The 17,117-nt window shown below is 41.2% G+C and carries 16 protein-coding genes; 15 read left to right on the top strand and 1 reads right to left on the bottom strand.

Going from position 1 to position 17,117, the window contains the following annotated elements; all coding sequences use genetic code 11:
• Positions 1-469: 469 nt before the first annotated feature.
• Both rpoE and BMZ31_RS14690 read left to right on the top strand, forming a co-directional pair.
• Positions 470-1,036 (top strand): DNA-directed RNA polymerase subunit delta, encoded by a 567-nt coding sequence (gene rpoE / locus BMZ31_RS14695; RefSeq protein WP_175478133.1) that lies wholly within the window; start codon positions 470-472, stop codon positions 1,034-1,036.
• A gap of 265 nt (positions 1,037-1,301) precedes the next feature.
• Complete coding sequence (locus BMZ31_RS14690; RefSeq protein ID WP_090832681.1) at positions 1,302-2,909, top strand: CTP synthase; 1,608 nt, start codon at positions 1,302-1,304, stop codon at positions 2,907-2,909.
• Positions 2,910-3,333: 424 nt separating this feature from the next.
• Here BMZ31_RS14690 and BMZ31_RS14685 read toward each other — a convergent pair whose 3' ends face one another.
• Positions 3,334-3,861, bottom strand: coding sequence for a DUF2529 domain-containing protein (locus BMZ31_RS14685; RefSeq protein ID WP_090832680.1), 528 nt, complete (start codon positions 3,859-3,861; stop codon positions 3,334-3,336).
• Positions 3,862-4,231: 370 nt separating this feature from the next.
• Here BMZ31_RS14685 and BMZ31_RS14680 point away from each other — a divergent pair, with 370 nt between their 5' ends.
• The 13 genes from BMZ31_RS14680 to spoIIR all read left to right on the top strand — a co-directional run bounded on the left by BMZ31_RS14680 (position 4,232) and on the right by spoIIR (position 16,995).
• On the top strand, positions 4,232-4,603 hold the full coding sequence (locus BMZ31_RS14680; RefSeq protein WP_090832679.1) for a response regulator: 372 nt from the start codon (positions 4,232-4,234) through the stop codon (positions 4,601-4,603).
• A 276-nt stretch (positions 4,604-4,879) separates the two neighbouring features.
• Positions 4,880-5,737: a class II fructose-bisphosphate aldolase gene (locus BMZ31_RS14675; RefSeq protein WP_090832678.1), complete on the top strand. Its 858-nt coding sequence runs from the start codon at positions 4,880-4,882 to the stop codon at positions 5,735-5,737.
• 153 nt (positions 5,738-5,890) lie between these two features.
• Positions 5,891-6,532: a fructose-6-phosphate aldolase gene (fsa, locus tag BMZ31_RS14670; protein WP_090832677.1), complete on the top strand. Its 642-nt coding sequence runs from the start codon at positions 5,891-5,893 to the stop codon at positions 6,530-6,532.
• A gap of 300 nt (positions 6,533-6,832) precedes the next feature.
• Positions 6,833-8,119, top strand: coding sequence for a UDP-N-acetylglucosamine 1-carboxyvinyltransferase (locus tag BMZ31_RS14665; RefSeq protein ID WP_090832676.1), 1,287 nt, complete (start codon positions 6,833-6,835; stop codon positions 8,117-8,119).
• 149 nt (positions 8,120-8,268) lie between these two features.
• Positions 8,269-9,231 carry a class II fructose-bisphosphatase gene (gene glpX, locus BMZ31_RS14660; RefSeq protein WP_090832675.1) on the top strand — a complete coding sequence of 321 codons (963 nt, stop codon included), beginning with the start codon at positions 8,269-8,271 and terminating at the stop codon, positions 9,229-9,231.
• Positions 9,232-9,702: 471 nt separating this feature from the next.
• The gene (gene rho / locus BMZ31_RS14655) at positions 9,703-10,983 is read left to right on the top strand and encodes a transcription termination factor Rho (RefSeq protein WP_090832674.1); all 1,281 of its coding nucleotides are present in this window, start codon (positions 9,703-9,705) and stop codon (positions 10,981-10,983) included.
• A 137-nt stretch (positions 10,984-11,120) separates the two neighbouring features.
• On the top strand, positions 11,121-11,336 hold the full coding sequence (gene rpmE, locus BMZ31_RS14650) for a 50S ribosomal protein L31 (protein ID WP_090832673.1): 216 nt from the start codon (positions 11,121-11,123) through the stop codon (positions 11,334-11,336).
• Positions 11,337-11,536: 200 nt separating this feature from the next.
• On the top strand, positions 11,537-12,145 hold the full coding sequence (locus BMZ31_RS14645; RefSeq protein ID WP_090832672.1) for a thymidine kinase: 609 nt from the start codon (positions 11,537-11,539) through the stop codon (positions 12,143-12,145).
• Positions 12,146-12,411: 266 nt separating this feature from the next.
• Positions 12,412-12,858, top strand: coding sequence for a hypothetical protein (locus BMZ31_RS14640; protein WP_090832671.1), 447 nt, complete (start codon positions 12,412-12,414; stop codon positions 12,856-12,858).
• Positions 12,859-12,959: 101 nt separating this feature from the next.
• Positions 12,960-13,655, top strand: a complete 696-nt coding sequence (locus BMZ31_RS14635; RefSeq protein ID WP_090832670.1) for a CPBP family intramembrane glutamic endopeptidase — start codon at positions 12,960-12,962, stop codon at positions 13,653-13,655.
• A gap of 133 nt (positions 13,656-13,788) precedes the next feature.
• Positions 13,789-14,865: a peptide chain release factor 1 gene (prfA, locus tag BMZ31_RS14630; protein WP_090832669.1), complete on the top strand. Its 1,077-nt coding sequence runs from the start codon at positions 13,789-13,791 to the stop codon at positions 14,863-14,865.
• Positions 14,858-15,712 (top strand): peptide chain release factor N(5)-glutamine methyltransferase, encoded by an 855-nt coding sequence (gene prmC / locus BMZ31_RS14625; protein WP_090832859.1) that lies wholly within the window; start codon positions 14,858-14,860, stop codon positions 15,710-15,712. Before prfA ends, prmC begins: the two co-directional genes overlap by 8 nt.
• 437 nt (positions 15,713-16,149) lie before the next feature.
• Positions 16,150-16,995: a stage II sporulation protein R gene (gene spoIIR, locus BMZ31_RS14620; protein WP_090832668.1), complete on the top strand. Its 846-nt coding sequence runs from the start codon at positions 16,150-16,152 to the stop codon at positions 16,993-16,995.
• Positions 16,996-17,117 lie beyond the last annotated feature (122 nt).

Below are 17,117 nucleotides of genomic sequence, written 5' to 3'. Positions count from 1 at the left end.
GTTAAGGTCCTTGTTTTTCGTGTATTATGCCTTTGAGGTTGTAAAGCACTGTGATTTTTTTTCAGGAAAATAGTAAAAAAATCATCCGAGTTTTATATAATCAGTTATGAAGCATCAATAGTACATAAGAAGGATTCGGGTGTCAGAAATGGATAGGAAACAAAAAATCATATTTTTTACCGTATTGATAGTAATTGTGGGATCCATTTATTTTCTATATCAAATGCAGTTGGGGGCCATTCCTTTTTTTCTCTTAGCTATTCTCTTTTCTATACTAGCTTATAAACAGGCTAAGAAAAACGCAGAGCCGAAAAGGCAAAAGGGCAATGAATAGATTTGAAAAATAGCATTTAGATATAGATAGAACTAGCATAAACGTCAAGAATTTGTTTATAATGAAGAATATGTATTTTTAAGGTGAACGTTAATCCCTTTTACTAGGGATAGGCAAAGAAAGGACGTGCGAAGGTTGAGTCTAGATAAATACTCAAAAGAGCAGCTTAAAGAAATGTCTTTAATTGAGCTTGCTCACGAAGCATTAATTGGAAAAGAGAAACAAGCTATACCATTTCAAGAACTATTAAATGAAATTGTGGCTGCAGTAGGTATTTCACAAAGTGAAGTAAAATCAAGAATTGCACAATTTTACACTGATTTAAATATAGATGGCCGTTTCTTATGTCTTGGTGACAACCGTTGGGGTATCCGCGATTGGTATCCGGTTGAACAATCGGAAGAAGATACAATCACACCGATTAAGCCTAAGAAGAAAAAGGCTAAGAAAGCTCTTGATGAAGACGATCTTGAAGATTATGAAGATCTTGACGAAGATCTTGAGTACGAAGATCTTGATGAATTTGCTGATGAAGATGAAGACGATCTTCTTGATGACGACGACGATCTTCTAGAAGATGATGAAGAGCTTCTAGTTGAAGATGAAGTCATCGAAGACGAAGAAGAATTCGACCTTGATGAAGAAGAAGAGCTGGAAGATGACCTCGACGAAGAAGAATTGGACGAAGAAGAAGAGCTTTAATCGGCTTGACTTTTTCATTTCAGGCTTGTAGAATCATTTTTGGGCTCCTTAAAAAAGGACGACTAAACTTGCTAATAAGCGCTCCCTTACACGAAAGTAGGCGGAGCGCTTTTTTATTTTTTCACAAATGGTCAAAATCTTTTCGCTTCCCCTGCTAATTTATTAGAAAGAGGCTACTTTTATATCAACTTTTTGGGAAACGTAAAAAAGAAGCCTTATAACGACCTGGAAGAGAACCAACAGTATAAAAAGGGGGAATTATTTTATGACAAAGTATATTTTCGTAACAGGCGGGGTTGTATCCTCACTTGGAAAAGGAATCACTGCAGCATCATTAGGTAGATTATTGAAGAATCGCGGATTCAGTGTAACGGTTCAAAAATTCGATCCATACATCAACGTAGACCCAGGAACGATGAGCCCGTATCAGCACGGTGAAGTTTTCGTAACGGATGATGGAGCAGAGACAGATTTGGATCTTGGTCACTACGAGCGTTTCATGGATATCAACTTAACAAAATACAGCTCTGTAACGACTGGTAAAATTTACTCCACTGTTCTTCGTAAAGAGCGTCGTGGCGATTACCTTGGCGGAACCGTTCAAGTTATCCCACACATTACAAATGAAATCAAAGAACGCGTTTTCCGTGCTGGCCACGAAACGAATGCAGATGTGGTAATCACTGAAATCGGTGGAACGGTTGGAGATATTGAATCACTTCCTTTCCTAGAAGCGATTCGCCAAATCAAGAGCGATATTGGTCGCGACAACGTCATGTACATTCACTGTACACTTGTTCCTTACATTAAAGCGGCTGGCGAAATGAAAACAAAGCCGACTCAACACAGCGTAAAAGAATTGCGCAGTCTTGGTATTCAACCAAACATCATCGTTGTTCGTACGGAAATGCCAATGACACAGGACATGAAGGACAAGCTTGCCCTTTTCTGTGACATTGACGAAAAAGCGGTGGTTGAAGCGCAGGATGCAGATACGCTATACGCAGTTCCATTAGCATTGCAAGCTCAAAACATGGATCAAATCGTTTGCGATCACTTGAAATTAGAAAGCAAGACTGAAGCGGATATGACTGAATGGCGAGGCCTTGTCGATAAAGTACGCAACCTTTCTAAGACAACTAAAATCGCTCTAGTCGGTAAATACGTAGAACTTCAAGACGCCTATATTTCTGTTGTTGAAGCACTTAAGCATGCAGGTTATAACTTCGACGCGGATGTTCAAGTGAAATGGGTAAACTCTGATGAAGTAAACGCTGAAAACGTAGAAGAATTGCTAGGGGATGTAGATGGTATCCTTGTTCCTGGTGGATTCGGTGACCGTGGTATCGAAGGTAAAATCCTTGCAACTCGTTATGCTCGTGAGAAAAAGAAGCCATTCTTCGGAATCTGTCTTGGCATGCAGCTAGCGACAGTTGAATTTGCACGTCACGTACTTGGATTTGAAGGAGCGCACTCTGCAGAGATTGATCCTGAAACAAAACATCCAATCATCGACTTACTACCAGAACAAAAGGACATCGACGATCTTGGTGGTACACTTCGTCTTGGACTTTACCCTTGTAAGCTTACAGAAGGTACAAAAGCATTTGACGCTTACAAGGATGAAGTGATCTATGAGCGTCACCGTCATCGTTATGAGTTCAACAATCACTATCGCCCTGCAATGGAGAAAGCAGGATTCGTGTTCTCTGGAACAAGTCCAGATGGCCGCTTAGTCGAAATCGTTGAGCTGAAGGACCACCCATGGTTCCTTGCATGTCAATTCCACCCAGAATTCACATCAAGACCAACTCGTCCACAGCCACTATTCCGTGACTTTGTTGAAGCAGCGATAAAGGTTATGAACGAATAATTTTTACGGTAAATGAAAAGGTCAGTCCGATTTAGAGTCGGGACTGACCTTTTTTAATGGGATAATGGGAAGGAATTGTGGGTTTTAGGCTGGTCTTTGAAGAATCACAGGTAAAAATGATGCCATTTTCTTGTTTTAGGTGAAAAAATACCCTTTTAGTGCAACTTAAAAGGGTAAAATTACGCTCCGATTGTGTTGGTAACTGGAATGTAGAAATTTATAAGCCTGTTTTTGGAGCCTAAACGCCATTTTCAAAAATGTAATCGCCTGTTTTTTAAGTTAATCTACGTTTTCAAAAATGTTAACTCAAAGTTCAAGCAATGTTCAAACTGGTCCTAGATTCAATGTTCAAAACTAGTAAAAATTTGTGCTACTAGATCCGATATTCAAAACTATTTCAAACTAGATAATCCCAAACCAACCATTAATACTCCTCTAAAATCTCATCGATGGTGAATTTGAGGGCGTTATAGACGAAAAGTGCAGCCATTGAGGTTGGTAAACCAAATCGGCTTCCGTCTTCAGCAGGCAATAAGCCTTTAGTTAAGCCTAAGTCGATATGGACATCAGCCCATTCAGTTAAGGACGAATCGTCTTGGCCATTTACCGTACTAACTGCAACAAAGGCCAGATTTTTCTCCTGTAAAGCTTTCGCAAACACAACTGATTCTATATCATCCGCATTTCGTGAAATGATGAGTACTCGATCAGCTTCTGAAAATTCAGCCGGCAGTTTAGCATCCTTAAGCATTTTCGCACCTTTAAGGGGTTCTGCCCCCTCTGTTGCTTCTGCAGCAACTGCCGCCATTTCTTTAGAACCGAAAATATAGATATTTCCATCACCGACGGGAGCCTGGGCAAGTAGTCTAGCTGCATCCTCGATCGCAAATTCTTGTTTTTCCTGAATTCTTTTGAAAAGGCCGCCTAGCTGGGTAGTGAACATTTTTAACATGAAAGTGCCTCCTATACGTCATAAATCGATGTCTCCTATTATAACTGTTTCACATTAATAGGTAAAAGAAACGAGATTCGATAGAATCATGATATACATTTTTAGGTAGAGAACTGTCTAGCTCCAGCGCCCAGCCCCTCGGGGTCATAAGCCAAATCACTCCAGAAATCAGGATTTCCTGCGTGATTCGTCTTATGCCTGTCGGGGCTAACCAGGGCACTTGCGCTTTTCTTCTAATTTTGTCGAAAAACAAAGGTAAAACGTTGCAGGATTTTCATTAGAAAAGTCGAACATATACATTTGGGGAAGTAGGTAAAAAGCAATACATAAGAAATAGATACTTTTTAACATAAATGGAAGAGGTGGCGAAATGAAAGAGAAAGTGTTAATCGTTGATGATCAGTTCGGAATTCGAATTTTGCTTAATGAAGTATTTCAAAAAGAAGGCTATAACACTTTTCAAGCAGCGAACGGTATCCAGGCTCTCGATATCGTGAAGAAACATGCGCCTGACCTTGTCCTTCTAGACATGAAAATTCCCGGAATGGATGGAATTGAAATCCTAAAAAGAATGAAAGTCATTGATGAAGATATTCGCGTAATCATCATGACTGCATATGGCGAGTTGGATATGATTCAGGAAGCGAAAGATTTAGGGGCAATTACACATTTTGCAAAGCCTTTCGACATTGATGATATCAGAGCAGCAGTTAGGAAACATTTGCCACTTAAATCAAACTAATATAGCGTTATTTTAGGGGGATTTTGGGTAAATTTTAGTTGTCGAACTACTAGTAACTCAATGGTCGCGCTTTCATTATGACAGTTTTAAAAACTATGCTCGATTAATGGTATTTCTTTATCCAGTTTGGTATGATACTAGTGAATTTGCAGATGGTTGGTTGTCTTTTCTTTTACAGAAAAAGAAAGATACATATTCATGAAAATAGAGGGAAAACCTTTATATGAAATAGCTCTGTAATGAAAAGAGATCGACCTAAATTAAGGAGGAAGAAATATGCCTTTAGTTTCAATGACTGAGATGCTGAAAAAAGCGAACGCGGAAGGGTACGCTGTAGGGCAATTCAACTTAAATAACCTTGAGTTCACGCAGGCAATCCTGCAAGCAGCTGAAGCAGAAAAATCACCAGTTATCCTTGGTGTTTCTGAAGGAGCTGCTCGTTACATGGGCGGTTTCAAAACAGTTGTGAAAATGGTAGAAGGTTTGCTTGAGGACTATAAAATTACAGTTCCTGTTGCCATTCACTTAGACCACGGTTCAAGCTTTGAAAAATGTAAAGAAGCTATCGATGCAGGCTTCACGTCTGTAATGATCGATGCTTCACACGGTCCTTTCGAAGACAACGTATCTACAACTTCTAAAGTAGTAGAATACGCTCATTCTAAAGGTGTTTCTGTAGAAGCTGAACTAGGTGTAGTTGGCGGACAAGAAGACGATGTAGTAGCTGACGGCGTTATCTATGCTGATCCACAAGAGTGCGAAGAGTTAGTGAAACGTACTGGCATCGACTGCTTAGCTCCTGCATTAGGTTCTGTTCACGGACCTTACAAAGGCGAACCAAACCTTGGTTTCAAAGAAATGGAAGAGATCAACCGCATCGCTGGTGTACCTTTAGTACTTCACGGTGGAACTGGAATCCCAACTAAGGATATCCAAAAGTCTATCTCTTTCGGTACTGCAAAAATCAACGTAAATACTGAAAACCAAATCGCATCAGCTAAAGCAGTTCGCGAAACTCTTGCTGCTAAGCCAAACGAGTACGATCCACGTAAATATCTTGGACCAGCTCGCGATGCTATTAAAGAAACAGTTATCGGTAAAATGCGCGAATTCGGTTCTTCAAACAAAGCGTAAGCTTCCAAGAAAATCGAAGCGTGATAGCCGAAGGGCAAAACATATAGAAACGACATCCATACAAGAAACCGCCCTTTTTGAAAGTGGCGGTTTCAATTCTTTTTTTAATGATTAAATATTTCGTCGAAAACAATCGACTTGGAGGGTAATAATATGAAGTTTTTTATCGATACAGCTAATTTGGAAGAAATTCGCGAAGCACATGCATTAGGATTATTAGCGGGAGTTACAACAAATCCTTCCCTAGTAGCAAAGGAAAAAGGTGTATCTTTTCATGATCGCTTAAAGGAAATTACTGAACTTGTTCCCGGATCTGTTAGTGCAGAAGTAATTGCGCTTGATGCTGAAGGCATGATCAAAGAAGGAAAAGAGCTTGCAGCGATTGCACCAAATATCACGGTTAAAGTACCAATGACTCCAGACGGATTAAAAGCGGTTCATGCTTTTTCAAAAGAAGGAATCAAGACGAACGTTACGCTAATTTTCAACGCAAACCAAGCATTGCTCGCAGCAAGAGCAGGCGCCACTTATGTCTCACCATTCCTTGGCAGACTAGATGATATCGGTCAAAACGGATTAGATCTTATTGATACGATTTCAGACATCTTTACTATTCATGGCTTGGAAACAGAAATCATTGCAGCTTCCATTCGCCACCCTATGCACGTTACAGAAGCGGCATTACGCGGTGCACATATTGCAACGATTCCATACAAAGTCATCCTCCAGTTATTCCACCATCCATTAACAGACAAAGGAATCGAAGCTTTCCTAGCAGATTGGAATAATCGATAATCTAGCACTTAAGAAATAAGGCATGGACCTTCAAATGAGAGTTTATGCCTATTCTTTTCCATTTTCGCGAACTTTTTTCAATATCGATACATGAAATTTATTTTTTCGTGTAAACTATAGGAAAAAGACACTGTCGGATTATGCCTATTGTTGTTGGAAAATAATACCTAATGGCGAATTGGATTAAAGAAGCCAAACCTTCCCATTTTCAAAAAGTGAAACTTATGATAGGGTTTTACCGTCAGATAATGCGGAATGTAACGGATCATTTCTTACATACGGCTTAGAAGGGAGTCGGAAATGGAAAAACTTAAAATTGCAGGCGGTTATCCATTAAAAGGAACAGTCAAAATCAGTGGTGCAAAGAATAGTGCGGTGGCTCTTATCCCTGCAACCATTCTAGCTGATTCTCCTGTTACAATCGAAGGGCTGCCAGATATTTCAGACGTTGAAATCCTTAAGGATTTATTAGAAGAGATTGGCGGGAAAGTTAATTTCTCAGATGAGGAAATGACAGTCGATCCTTCAAAAATGATTTCTATGCCAATGCCAAGCGGCAAAGTAAAGAAGCTTCGTGCATCTTATTATTTAATGGGTGCCATGCTCGGCCGCTTTAAAAAAGCTGTTATCGGATTACCTGGTGGCTGCCATTTAGGTCCTCGTCCGATTGATCAGCACATAAAAGGATTTGAAGCTTTAGGTGCTAGCATTACGAATGAGCAAGGTGCCATTTACTTACGAGCGGATGAGCTGCGCGGTGCGCGTATTTACCTTGACGTCGTTAGTGTAGGTGCCACGATTAATATCATGCTTGCAGCCGTAAGGGCAAAAGGTCGCACCATCATTGAAAATGCCGCGAAAGAGCCGGAAATCATTGATGTGGCTACACTTTTAACAAACATGGGTGCAAAAATCAAAGGCGCTGGAACAGACGTCATCCGTATTGATGGAGTGGACAGTCTGCACGGTTGCCGCCACACCATCATTCCTGATCGTATCGAAGCGGGTACGTACATGATTTTAGGCGCAGCGGTTGGAGAAGGTGTCCTAATTGACAATGTCATTCCACTTCACATGGAATCCTTAATTGCCAAGCTTCGTGAAATGGGCGTAAATATTGAGTCAGGTGATGATCAAATCTTTGTGGGCGGTTCAAAAGATTTGAAAGCGGTTGATATTAAAACGCTTGTTTATCCTGGTTTCCCTACTGATTTGCAACAGCCATTCACAAGTCTACTAACGAGATCGACTGGTTCGAGCGTAGTGACGGATACCATTTATGGTGCTCGTTTCAAACATATCGATGAGCTTCGTCGTATGAATGCGAACATTAAGGTTGAAGGCCGTTCGGCGATTGTAAATGGTCCTGTCCAGTTGCAAGGCGCCAAAGTGAAAGCGAGCGACCTCCGTGCTGGTGCAGCATTGGTAATCGCTGGATTAATGGCAGAAGGAATTACGGAAGTGACAGGTTTAGAACATATCGACAGGGGATATAGCAACCTTGTTGAAAAACTAAATGGCTTGGGTGCTACAGTTTGGCGTGAAGCTTTGACGCAAGAAGAAGCTGAGCAGCTGAAAAATACGTAATCTCCTCTTAGGCAGTATTTAATCTTTAGACAAGCTTTATAACTTTTGAATAAGGATAGCTTCAGCTTCTGCAGATGACGCTGAAGCTTTTCTAAGCATAATATATATACGATCAAGCTATTACAGAGGGAAAATGGGGGAACGAACCAATGGAAAGAAGTTTAACGATGGAACTTGTCCGTGTAACGGAAGGTGCCGCATTGGCATCAGCACGTTGGATGGGACGCGGTAAAAAGGATGAAGCGGATGATGCAGCAACTTCTGCCATGCGCGATGTATTTGATACAGTACCAATGAAGGGAACTGTCGTAATCGGAGAAGGAGAAATGGATGAAGCTCCGATGCTTTATATTGGTGAAAAACTAGGTACTGGCTACGGTCCACGTGTAGACGTCGCAGTCGATCCGTTAGAAGGGACAAACATTGTTGCCTCTGGTGGTTGGAACGCGTTAGCGGTATTGGCGGTTGCTGACCATGGAAACCTTTTGCACGCACCTGATATGTACATGGACAAAATCGCTGTTGGACCTGAAGCGGTTGGACAAGTTGATATTAATGCTTCCGTAATCGACAATTTGAAAGCTGTGGCAAAAGCGAAGAATAAAGATATCGAAGATGTGGTAGCTACGGTATTGAACCGTGAACGACACGAACATATCATTCAACAGCTTCGTGAAGCAGGTGCGCGCATCAAATTGATCAACGACGGAGATGTGGCTGGCGCAATCAACACAGCTTTCGACCACACGGGTGTTGACATTTTGTTTGGTAGCGGTGGCGCTCCTGAAGGCGTTTTAGCAGCGGTAGCACTGAAATGTCTTGGTGGGGAAATTCTAGGTAAGTTGGTTCCTCAAAACGATGCAGAGCTTGAGCGCTGTATCAAAATGGGCCTAGATGTCAATAAAGTATTAAGAATGGAAGACCTCGTTCGCGGTGACGATGCGATTTTCGCTGCAACTGGTGTAACGGATGGCGAATTATTACGCGGTGTTCAATTTAAAGGATCATACGGATCAACGCATTCGATTGTTATGAGAGCAAAATCCGGCACAGTCCGCTTTATTGAAGGCCGTCACAGCTTGAAAAAGAAACCAAATCTTGTAATGCGATAAGCTATGTTAAAGTAAATTGTTGATTTCCTGCACTTTGTTGATTGGAGCGGAAATCAACAGGCAAGTTAACAGGGCTATGCGATAATAAAGCAGGACTGGCTCTACGAAACTAGAGTCGGTCCGTCTTCTTTGAATCATAATGTTTAAGCTGTTTTAACCTACATATTTAAAATAGTTGATTAATTTTTTGGATAAAGGTTAAAATAGAAATTGTTTTATAAAAAGGTCAAGTCTGCTTTCTCCTCTTCTAAAGAAGCCTTCAAAATAATCATTTTCTATCCGAATCTTCTTCTCAGTAAGCCGCTGATCCGGCTTTATACAAGATATGAAAACTTCATCTTAAGGTTATGATACTGCTAGCTAGCCTCAGTATCACGTTAAGTGCTTTTGTTTTCTCATGATAGAATATTTCACATTGAACGGGCGAACGAAATTTCAAATGATACTCAAATTTAAAAGCGTGGTGTAGGAATGGAATTAACAATCTCAAGTCTAGAAAATATGAAGCTAAAGGAACTTTATGAACTTGCTAAAGAATATAAAGTTGCCTACTATAGCAAATTAACGAAAAAAGAACTCATTTTTGCGATCCTAAAGGCCCGCGCTGAACAGCAAGGTTATTTTTTCATGGAAGGTGTCCTTGAAATTATCCAATCGGAAGGCTTTGGATTCTTACGTCCGATTAATTATTCGCCGAGTTCCCAAGATATATATATTTCAGCATCACAAATACGTCGTTTTGACCTTCGTAATGGTGATAAGGTATCTGGTAAGGTGCGTCCTCCAAAGGAAAACGAACGTTACTTCGGACTTTTGCAGGTTGAAGCTGTTAACGGTGACGATCCTGAATCAGCGAAAGAGCGTGTTCATTTCCCTGGTTTGACTGCATTGTATCCTGATCGCCAAATGAAGCTTGAAACGACACACAAGCATCTTTCAACTAGAATTATGGATGTCATCGCACCAGTCGGTTTTGGGCAACGTGGATTGATCGTGGCACCACCGAAAGCTGGTAAAACAATGTTGTTAAAAGAAATTGCAAACAGCATTACGACGAACCATCCAGAAGCTGAATTAATTGTCCTGTTGATCGACGAGCGTCCCGAAGAGGTAACAGACATTGAACGTTCTGTTGCGGGCGATGTTGTCAGCTCGACATTTGATGAAGTGCCAGAAAATCATATAAAAGTGGCAGAGCTTGTGCTTGAGCGCGCGATGCGATTAGTCGAACATAAGCGTGACGTCATTATCCTGATGGATAGTATCACTCGTTTAGCACGTGCATACAACTTGGTTATTCCTCCAAGTGGAAGAACACTTTCCGGAGGGATCGACCCTGCTGCTTTCCACCGTCCGAAACGTTTCTTCGGTGCTGCGCGTAATATCGAAGAAGGCGGAAGCTTAACGATTCTAGCAACTGCTCTTGTCGATACAGGTTCAAGAATGGACGATGTTATTTACGAGGAGTTCAAAGGTACAGGGAACATGGAACTGCATCTTGATCGCCAGTTGGCTGAACGCAGAATCTTCCCGGCACTCGATATCCGTCGTTCTGGAACGAGAAAAGAAGAGTTGCTTATTCCGAAAGAACATCTCGACAAGCTTTGGGCAATTCGCAAATCGATGTCAGATTCACCAGACTTCGCTGAGCGTTTCCTAAGAAAACTTAAACAAACAAAGTCGAACGAAGATTTCTTTGCAGCACTTGATGAAGAGATGAAGAGCAAAAGCACTGCTAGACGATCACAATAATTTTGAGAGAATAATTACCATCTTGCAAATCAGGGTTGTCCTTGTTATAATGATAGCAGTGTGTTTTAAGATTTTACGACATTGTCGTAAACGATAACTCTGTTTCGAAAGATTCAGGGCGGAAGGAGATGAAAAGAATGAAAGCAGGAATTCATCCTAACTACAAAAAAGCAATGGTGAAATGTGCATGTGGCAATGAATTCGAAACGGGTTCTGTTAAAGAAGAAATCCGTGTAGAAACTTGCTCTGAATGCCATCCATTCTATACTGGACGTCAAAAATTCGCTGAAGCTGGCGGACGTGTTGACCGTTTCAACAAAAAATACGGCATCAAATCAGAACAACAACAATAATCATTCAAAACAGGCAAGGGAAATTGCTACTTGCCTGTTTTTTATTGCCTAAGCAGCGGTTTTTACCCCGCGAGCTACATATTTTGACCTTTTTTAGTAGATAATGGTTTAGCTTTGGCGCTCTTATGGGCGCTTGTACTTTCCTTATCAAAATTTATATAGATTCCATCGTGGCATGCAATAGGAAGGAGAAACCGATTATGTATGTAATGAAGCAAAGCGGCTGGGTTGAGGTTATCTGCGGAAGTATGTTTTCAGGGAAATCCGAAGAACTGATTCGTCGTGTCAGACGTGCTCAATTCGCCAAACAAAAAATAGCTGTATTCAAACCGAAAATTGATAATCGCTATAGTGAGGAATCCGTTGTTTCCCATAATGGTTCTTCCTTCATTGCACACCCGATTTCTCATTCGTCGGACATTTTTGCACATGTCGATGCGGAAGTGGACGTTATTGCGATTGACGAAGTCCAATTTTTCGATGAAGAGATCGTGAAGGTAATCCAGCAGTTAGCAGATTCAGGATACCGCGTGATTTGCGCAGGACTTGACCAGGACTTCCGTGGTGAGCCATTCACCCATATGCCCGCATTGATGGCAGTTGCTGAGTTAGTAACAAAGCTGCAAGCAGTGTGCTCATCTTGTGGTTCACCGGCAAGCCGTACGCAACGCTTAATCAATGGTCGCCCTGCATCCTACCATGACCCAGTCATTTTAGTAGGCGCATCGGAAGCTTACGAGCCTCGTTGCCGTCACCATCATGAAGTGCCAAAAACACCATCACCATTGAGTGAAAAAACGTTATCATAATATTTTTGCGAACTGCCTAGGTGTGTACCTGGGCAGTTTTTTTGTGGTGAAAGAGGTAAGTGAGGTTTGTTGTTATCAGAAAAATTACGAACCGAGCATATGTGACCCAAAACCCGTCATATATTTCTAAAACCCGTCAAATATTGAAATTTGTCCTCATATCTTCTCGAAAACACCTCATATCCTGAAATTGCCCTCTTTAACTACCATAATATGGAATAAATTACACTCATTTTTTGGGCATCCTAATATCAGGAGGTGCAAAAATGAAGAAATTACTGCCACTATTATCAATTTTGCTTCTCTCTTTAACTGCTTGCGGTTCAAATGGAGAAGTTGCACAGAAAATGCGCTCGAAAGGCGAGGTACCGCAGTACACAGCGAACAAACCTGCTGGAAAAGACCAAGGGGTCGTTCGTAATAATATGGAGAATCAAAATCCAAACTTCCTTAATCTTAATAATTCCGAACCGGGCTCAAGTGCATATCAAGAAAATGATATTGATAAGGCGCGTGAAGTCATAAATGCAACGGAAGAATTCAAACCAGGTCGTATTGCCATTAACGGAAACGAAATGTGGATAACAGTGTACAAAAAAGGAATGCTCAACGCAGATGAAAAAATCGATGCAGAGGCCCGAATTCATAAAAAACTCGTGCAAGCATTACCGCGCTATAATATCGAAGTGAAAGTAAAAGAAGATCGTCGTTAACATGCTCTTTTTCAAGGGCATGTTTTTTTATTAAAATGTAAAATTTACCAATTTTGTGTTGTATAATAAAATTAAAATATTTTTTAGGACTGGGGAATGACATGAGGAAAAAAATCGAAATAAGAAAACTCTTCTCCGCTTACACTCCGGATCAACATATGAAGCGGGATATTGGGGTTGGATTGGCGATTACTGCTTTTGCAATGGTTGGCATCTTTGCGGTAAGTTTGGCATTCGGTCTAATAGAAGTGGTGGGAAATGGATTCAATGCAAAGACGATTCTTTTTTATACAGGACTTATTCTAGTAGCTGCTGGATGGGAAGAATTTTTGTACAGGTTCATCCTATTAAGCCTCCTCATTAAAGTATTAAAAAGACCTTGGATTCCACTGCTTTTGACGGCAATCGTATTTGGAGCGATGCATGCTTCCAATGATCACGCAACATGGCTATCAGTAGTAAGTAATGGTTTAGGTGGAATCATGTATGGATTGGCGTTTATAGGCACCCGAAAAATCTGGTTACCATGGGCGCTACATTTTGCTTGGAATTATGTTCAGGCTCCATTGCTTGGATTTCCGGTCAGTGGATTTGAAGTAGAGGGAATCTTAAAATTAAAACTGCTTGACCACTCATGGCTTTCTGGCGGTTTATACGGACCTGAAGGCGGAATCGTCGGAATCAGTTTCAGGATAGTGGTAATTGCACTTATTCTTCTATGGATCAATAAATCAAGAGGTTCATTTAAAAACATAACACAGGAAACACCTTCTGGAATATCTCAACCGCCTTTTTAAGTGCATCTTATAAGGGCTCTGAAACGTGCCATTTGTCAAAAATGAATTTTTTTGCGAAAGATTTGGTTTTGACGGGGGTTTTCACCTATACTATAATTAGAATGTTATGGACTAAAAACTGAGGTGAATAACTGTGTTCGATCGTCTTCAAGCAGTTGAAGATCGTTATGAAAGGTTAAATGAGCTTTTGAGCGATCCCGAAATTGTAAATGATTCAAAAAAATTACGTGAGTATTCAAAAGAACAATCAGATATAAATGACACGGTTCAAACTTACCGTGAGTACAAAGATGTACGTGAGCAACTAAACGATGCAAAAGCGATGCTAGAAGACAAGAGTCTGGATGCTGAGATGCGCGAAATGGTTAAAGAAGAAGTGAATGAACTTCAAACTTCAGTCGAAGATCTAGAAGCGCGTCTGAAACTCTTGTTAATCCCGAAAGATCCGAATGACGATAAAAACGTTATCTTTGAAATTCGTGGAGCAGCAGGTGGGGATGAAGCAGCCCTATTTGCCGGCACTTTATACCGTATGTACAGCCGTTATGCCGAAGCGCAAGGCTGGAAAACGGAAGTCATGGATTCAAATCCAACTGGACTTGGCGGATACAAAGAAATCATTTTCATGATTAACGGTAAAGGTGCCTATTCGAAGCTGAAATTCGAAAACGGCGCACACCGTGTACAACGTGTCCCTGAAACAGAATCAGGCGGCCGTATCCATACTTCTACAGCTACAGTAGCTTGTTTACCTGAAGCAGAAGATGTTGAAGTAGAAATTCATGACAAGGATATCCGTTTTGACGCGTTCGCATCAAGCGGCGCCGGCGGACAGAGCGTAAACACGACGATGTCAGCTGTTCGTTTGACACATATTCCAACTGGTATCGTCGTATCATGTCAGGACGAAAAGTCCCAGCATAAGAACAAAGATAAAGCGATGAAAGTATTGCGTGCCCGTGTATATGATAAGTTCATGCAAGAAGCACAGGCAGAATACGATCAAGTACGTAAATCAGCCGTTGGTACTGGTGACCGTTCTGAGCGTATCCGCACATACAACTTCCCGCAAAACCGCGTCACCGACCACCGCATCGGTTTGACGATTCAAAAGCTCGACCAAATCGTTGAAGGCAAGCTTGACGAGATCATCGATGCACTTATCCTCGAAGATCAATCAAGCAAGCTTGAAAATGCTTCTGATGAATAAAAAAGTTTATGAGGCCCTGCAATGGGCTTCTTCTTTTTTAAAGGAGAAGGGTCGCGATGAAAATGCGGGTGAGTTATTGCTGCGTCATTACACCGGTTTTTCACGTTCAAAGCTGTTTGCGGAAGTCCGTAGTGATTTAGAGCCGCAAACATGGCTAGATTTCGAAAAAGCGGTTTTGACACATGCAGAAGGCAGACCGATCCAGTATATCATTGGAAGAGAAGAGTTTTATGGACGAGATTTTGTCGTAAATGAATCAGTGTTGATACCAAGACCGGAAACGGAAGAACTGATAATGGATGCTGTTCGCCGGATTAATGAAAAGTTCGCAGATCAAGAAGTAACTCTTGCGGATATCGGAACCGGAAGTGGCGCCATAGCTATTACGATGAAGCTGGAAGTTCCTCGCTTGCAGGTAACGGCCACTGATATAGCGGAAGAATCACTTGATGTAGCCAGATTGAATGCGCAAGAACTTGGGGCGGAAGTCGAGTTTTTGCAAGGGGACTTGCTGAAGCCGTTTATTGCAGAAGGCCGTAAGTTTGACGTCATTCTATCAAATCCTCCTTATATTCCTGTAGCGGATGAGGCTTCGATGTCGGTTGTCGTTACGGAACATGAGCCGCACCGTGCATTGTTTGCGGGGGAAGATGGTCTAGATTTTTACCGAAGATTTATGGAAGAACTGCCAGCCGTGCTTGCACCGAGTGCCATTGTCGGTTTTGAAATTGGTGCCGGTCAAGGTGAAGCGGTAGCAGGCTTATTACGTGCAACCTTCACTGGTGCAAAAGTGGCTATCCTCAATGACATAAACGGCAAGGACCGCATGGTTTTTGCAGAGATATAGACAGTCTCGGACCAAAATCGGTTCGGGGCTTTTTGATTTGCTAAGTTAATGAACATTGTTGATTCTCTGCACTTTGTTGATTGGAGTGGAGGAGGCTCCCCGACCGCCCCCAAGACGAATTTGCTCTTGAAAAAGCCGGCACTAGGGCTTTTTCATAATTCGTCAGAGGAAAGCAAGCGACTGGAACGGAAATCAACAAACAAATTTAACAGAGCGATAATGGAAAAATTGCAGTGGTCTACCCAAAGTAGAAATTAATTCGAGATTGGACGAAAATAACTTAAAATGGTAGAGATTCATTCAGAACGAGGGGAGATTATTTTAGCAAAAAGGGAAATAATCAGAAGACTAGACGAAAAAAACAAAAATCCCATTTTACTAGTTTAAGATTTTCTGAATCTGGCCAGACTGTGGATAGTGAAGGGATGGTGCAGGGGATGAGAAATAAATACTTAGTGTTAGCATACCTATTGATATTATCACTTGGAACAATAATGAGTTTATATATACCGAAAAATGAAGTGACGGCAAAGGAAGCGATCGTGATTCCAAACGAGGCAATACGCCTTCGGATTCTAGCAAATAGTGATAGTAGTGAGGATCAAGCATTAAAGAGACTTGTTCGCGATGAAGTGAACAAAAGTATTACAGAATGGGTTTCAGAGTTGACTTCTGTAGAGGGGGCGAGAACCCTACTTCAGTCCAAATTACCAGAGATACAGGAAATTGCTGAGCAAGTCGTGCTTGAACAAGGTTCAAAACAAACAGTTAAAGTTAAATTTGGTAAAGTACAGTTTCCAACAAAGCTATACGGACAATTCTTGTATCCAGCAGGTGAATATGAAGCGATTTTGATTACATTGGGCGAAGCAAAGGGTGCGAATTGGTGGTGCGTCCTTTATCCACCATTATGCTTTCTGGATTTTGCTAATGGTGTAGCTGTAAGTGACGGTTTTGAAGAGGAAAAGAAGCAACAGGTGGCTGCTAAAAAGGCAGATGAAGAAAAGCAAGTAACAAAGCAGGTAGTATCGGAAGTGCAAGCTACTGAAATGAATGCCAACGAAGAGGATGAGGAAGAAGTCTCGCATTCGGAACATGTTGAAAAAGTGGAAAAGAAATTAGTTGTAAAAGAAAAAACTGAAAAAGAAGCGAAGAGAACAACAAATCCAAGACTGATTGACACTGAAGAAGAAGAAAAACAAGAGCCGGTTTATGTTGAAAATGAAGAAGAAGAAGTAAAAGTGAAATTTTTTGTAAAAGAATTATGGGACAAATTGTTCTAATATGGTGCTGCCGTAATCAGGCAGCACTTTTAATTTTGTTTATTCCTTTTTACCAAAGGGGAAGGTTTCATATTTCTAAGAGATTGATTAGCTTCTAAAGAGGGTATAAGTAGGCGTAGGTA

The organism is Bacillus sp. cl95, assembly GCF_900115925.1.
GTDB lineage: Bacteria > Bacillota > Bacilli > Bacillales > Cytobacillaceae > Neobacillus_A.
The sequence above is the reverse complement of the archived record's forward strand: the minus strand, read 5'-3'. Positions and strand labels throughout refer to the sequence as shown.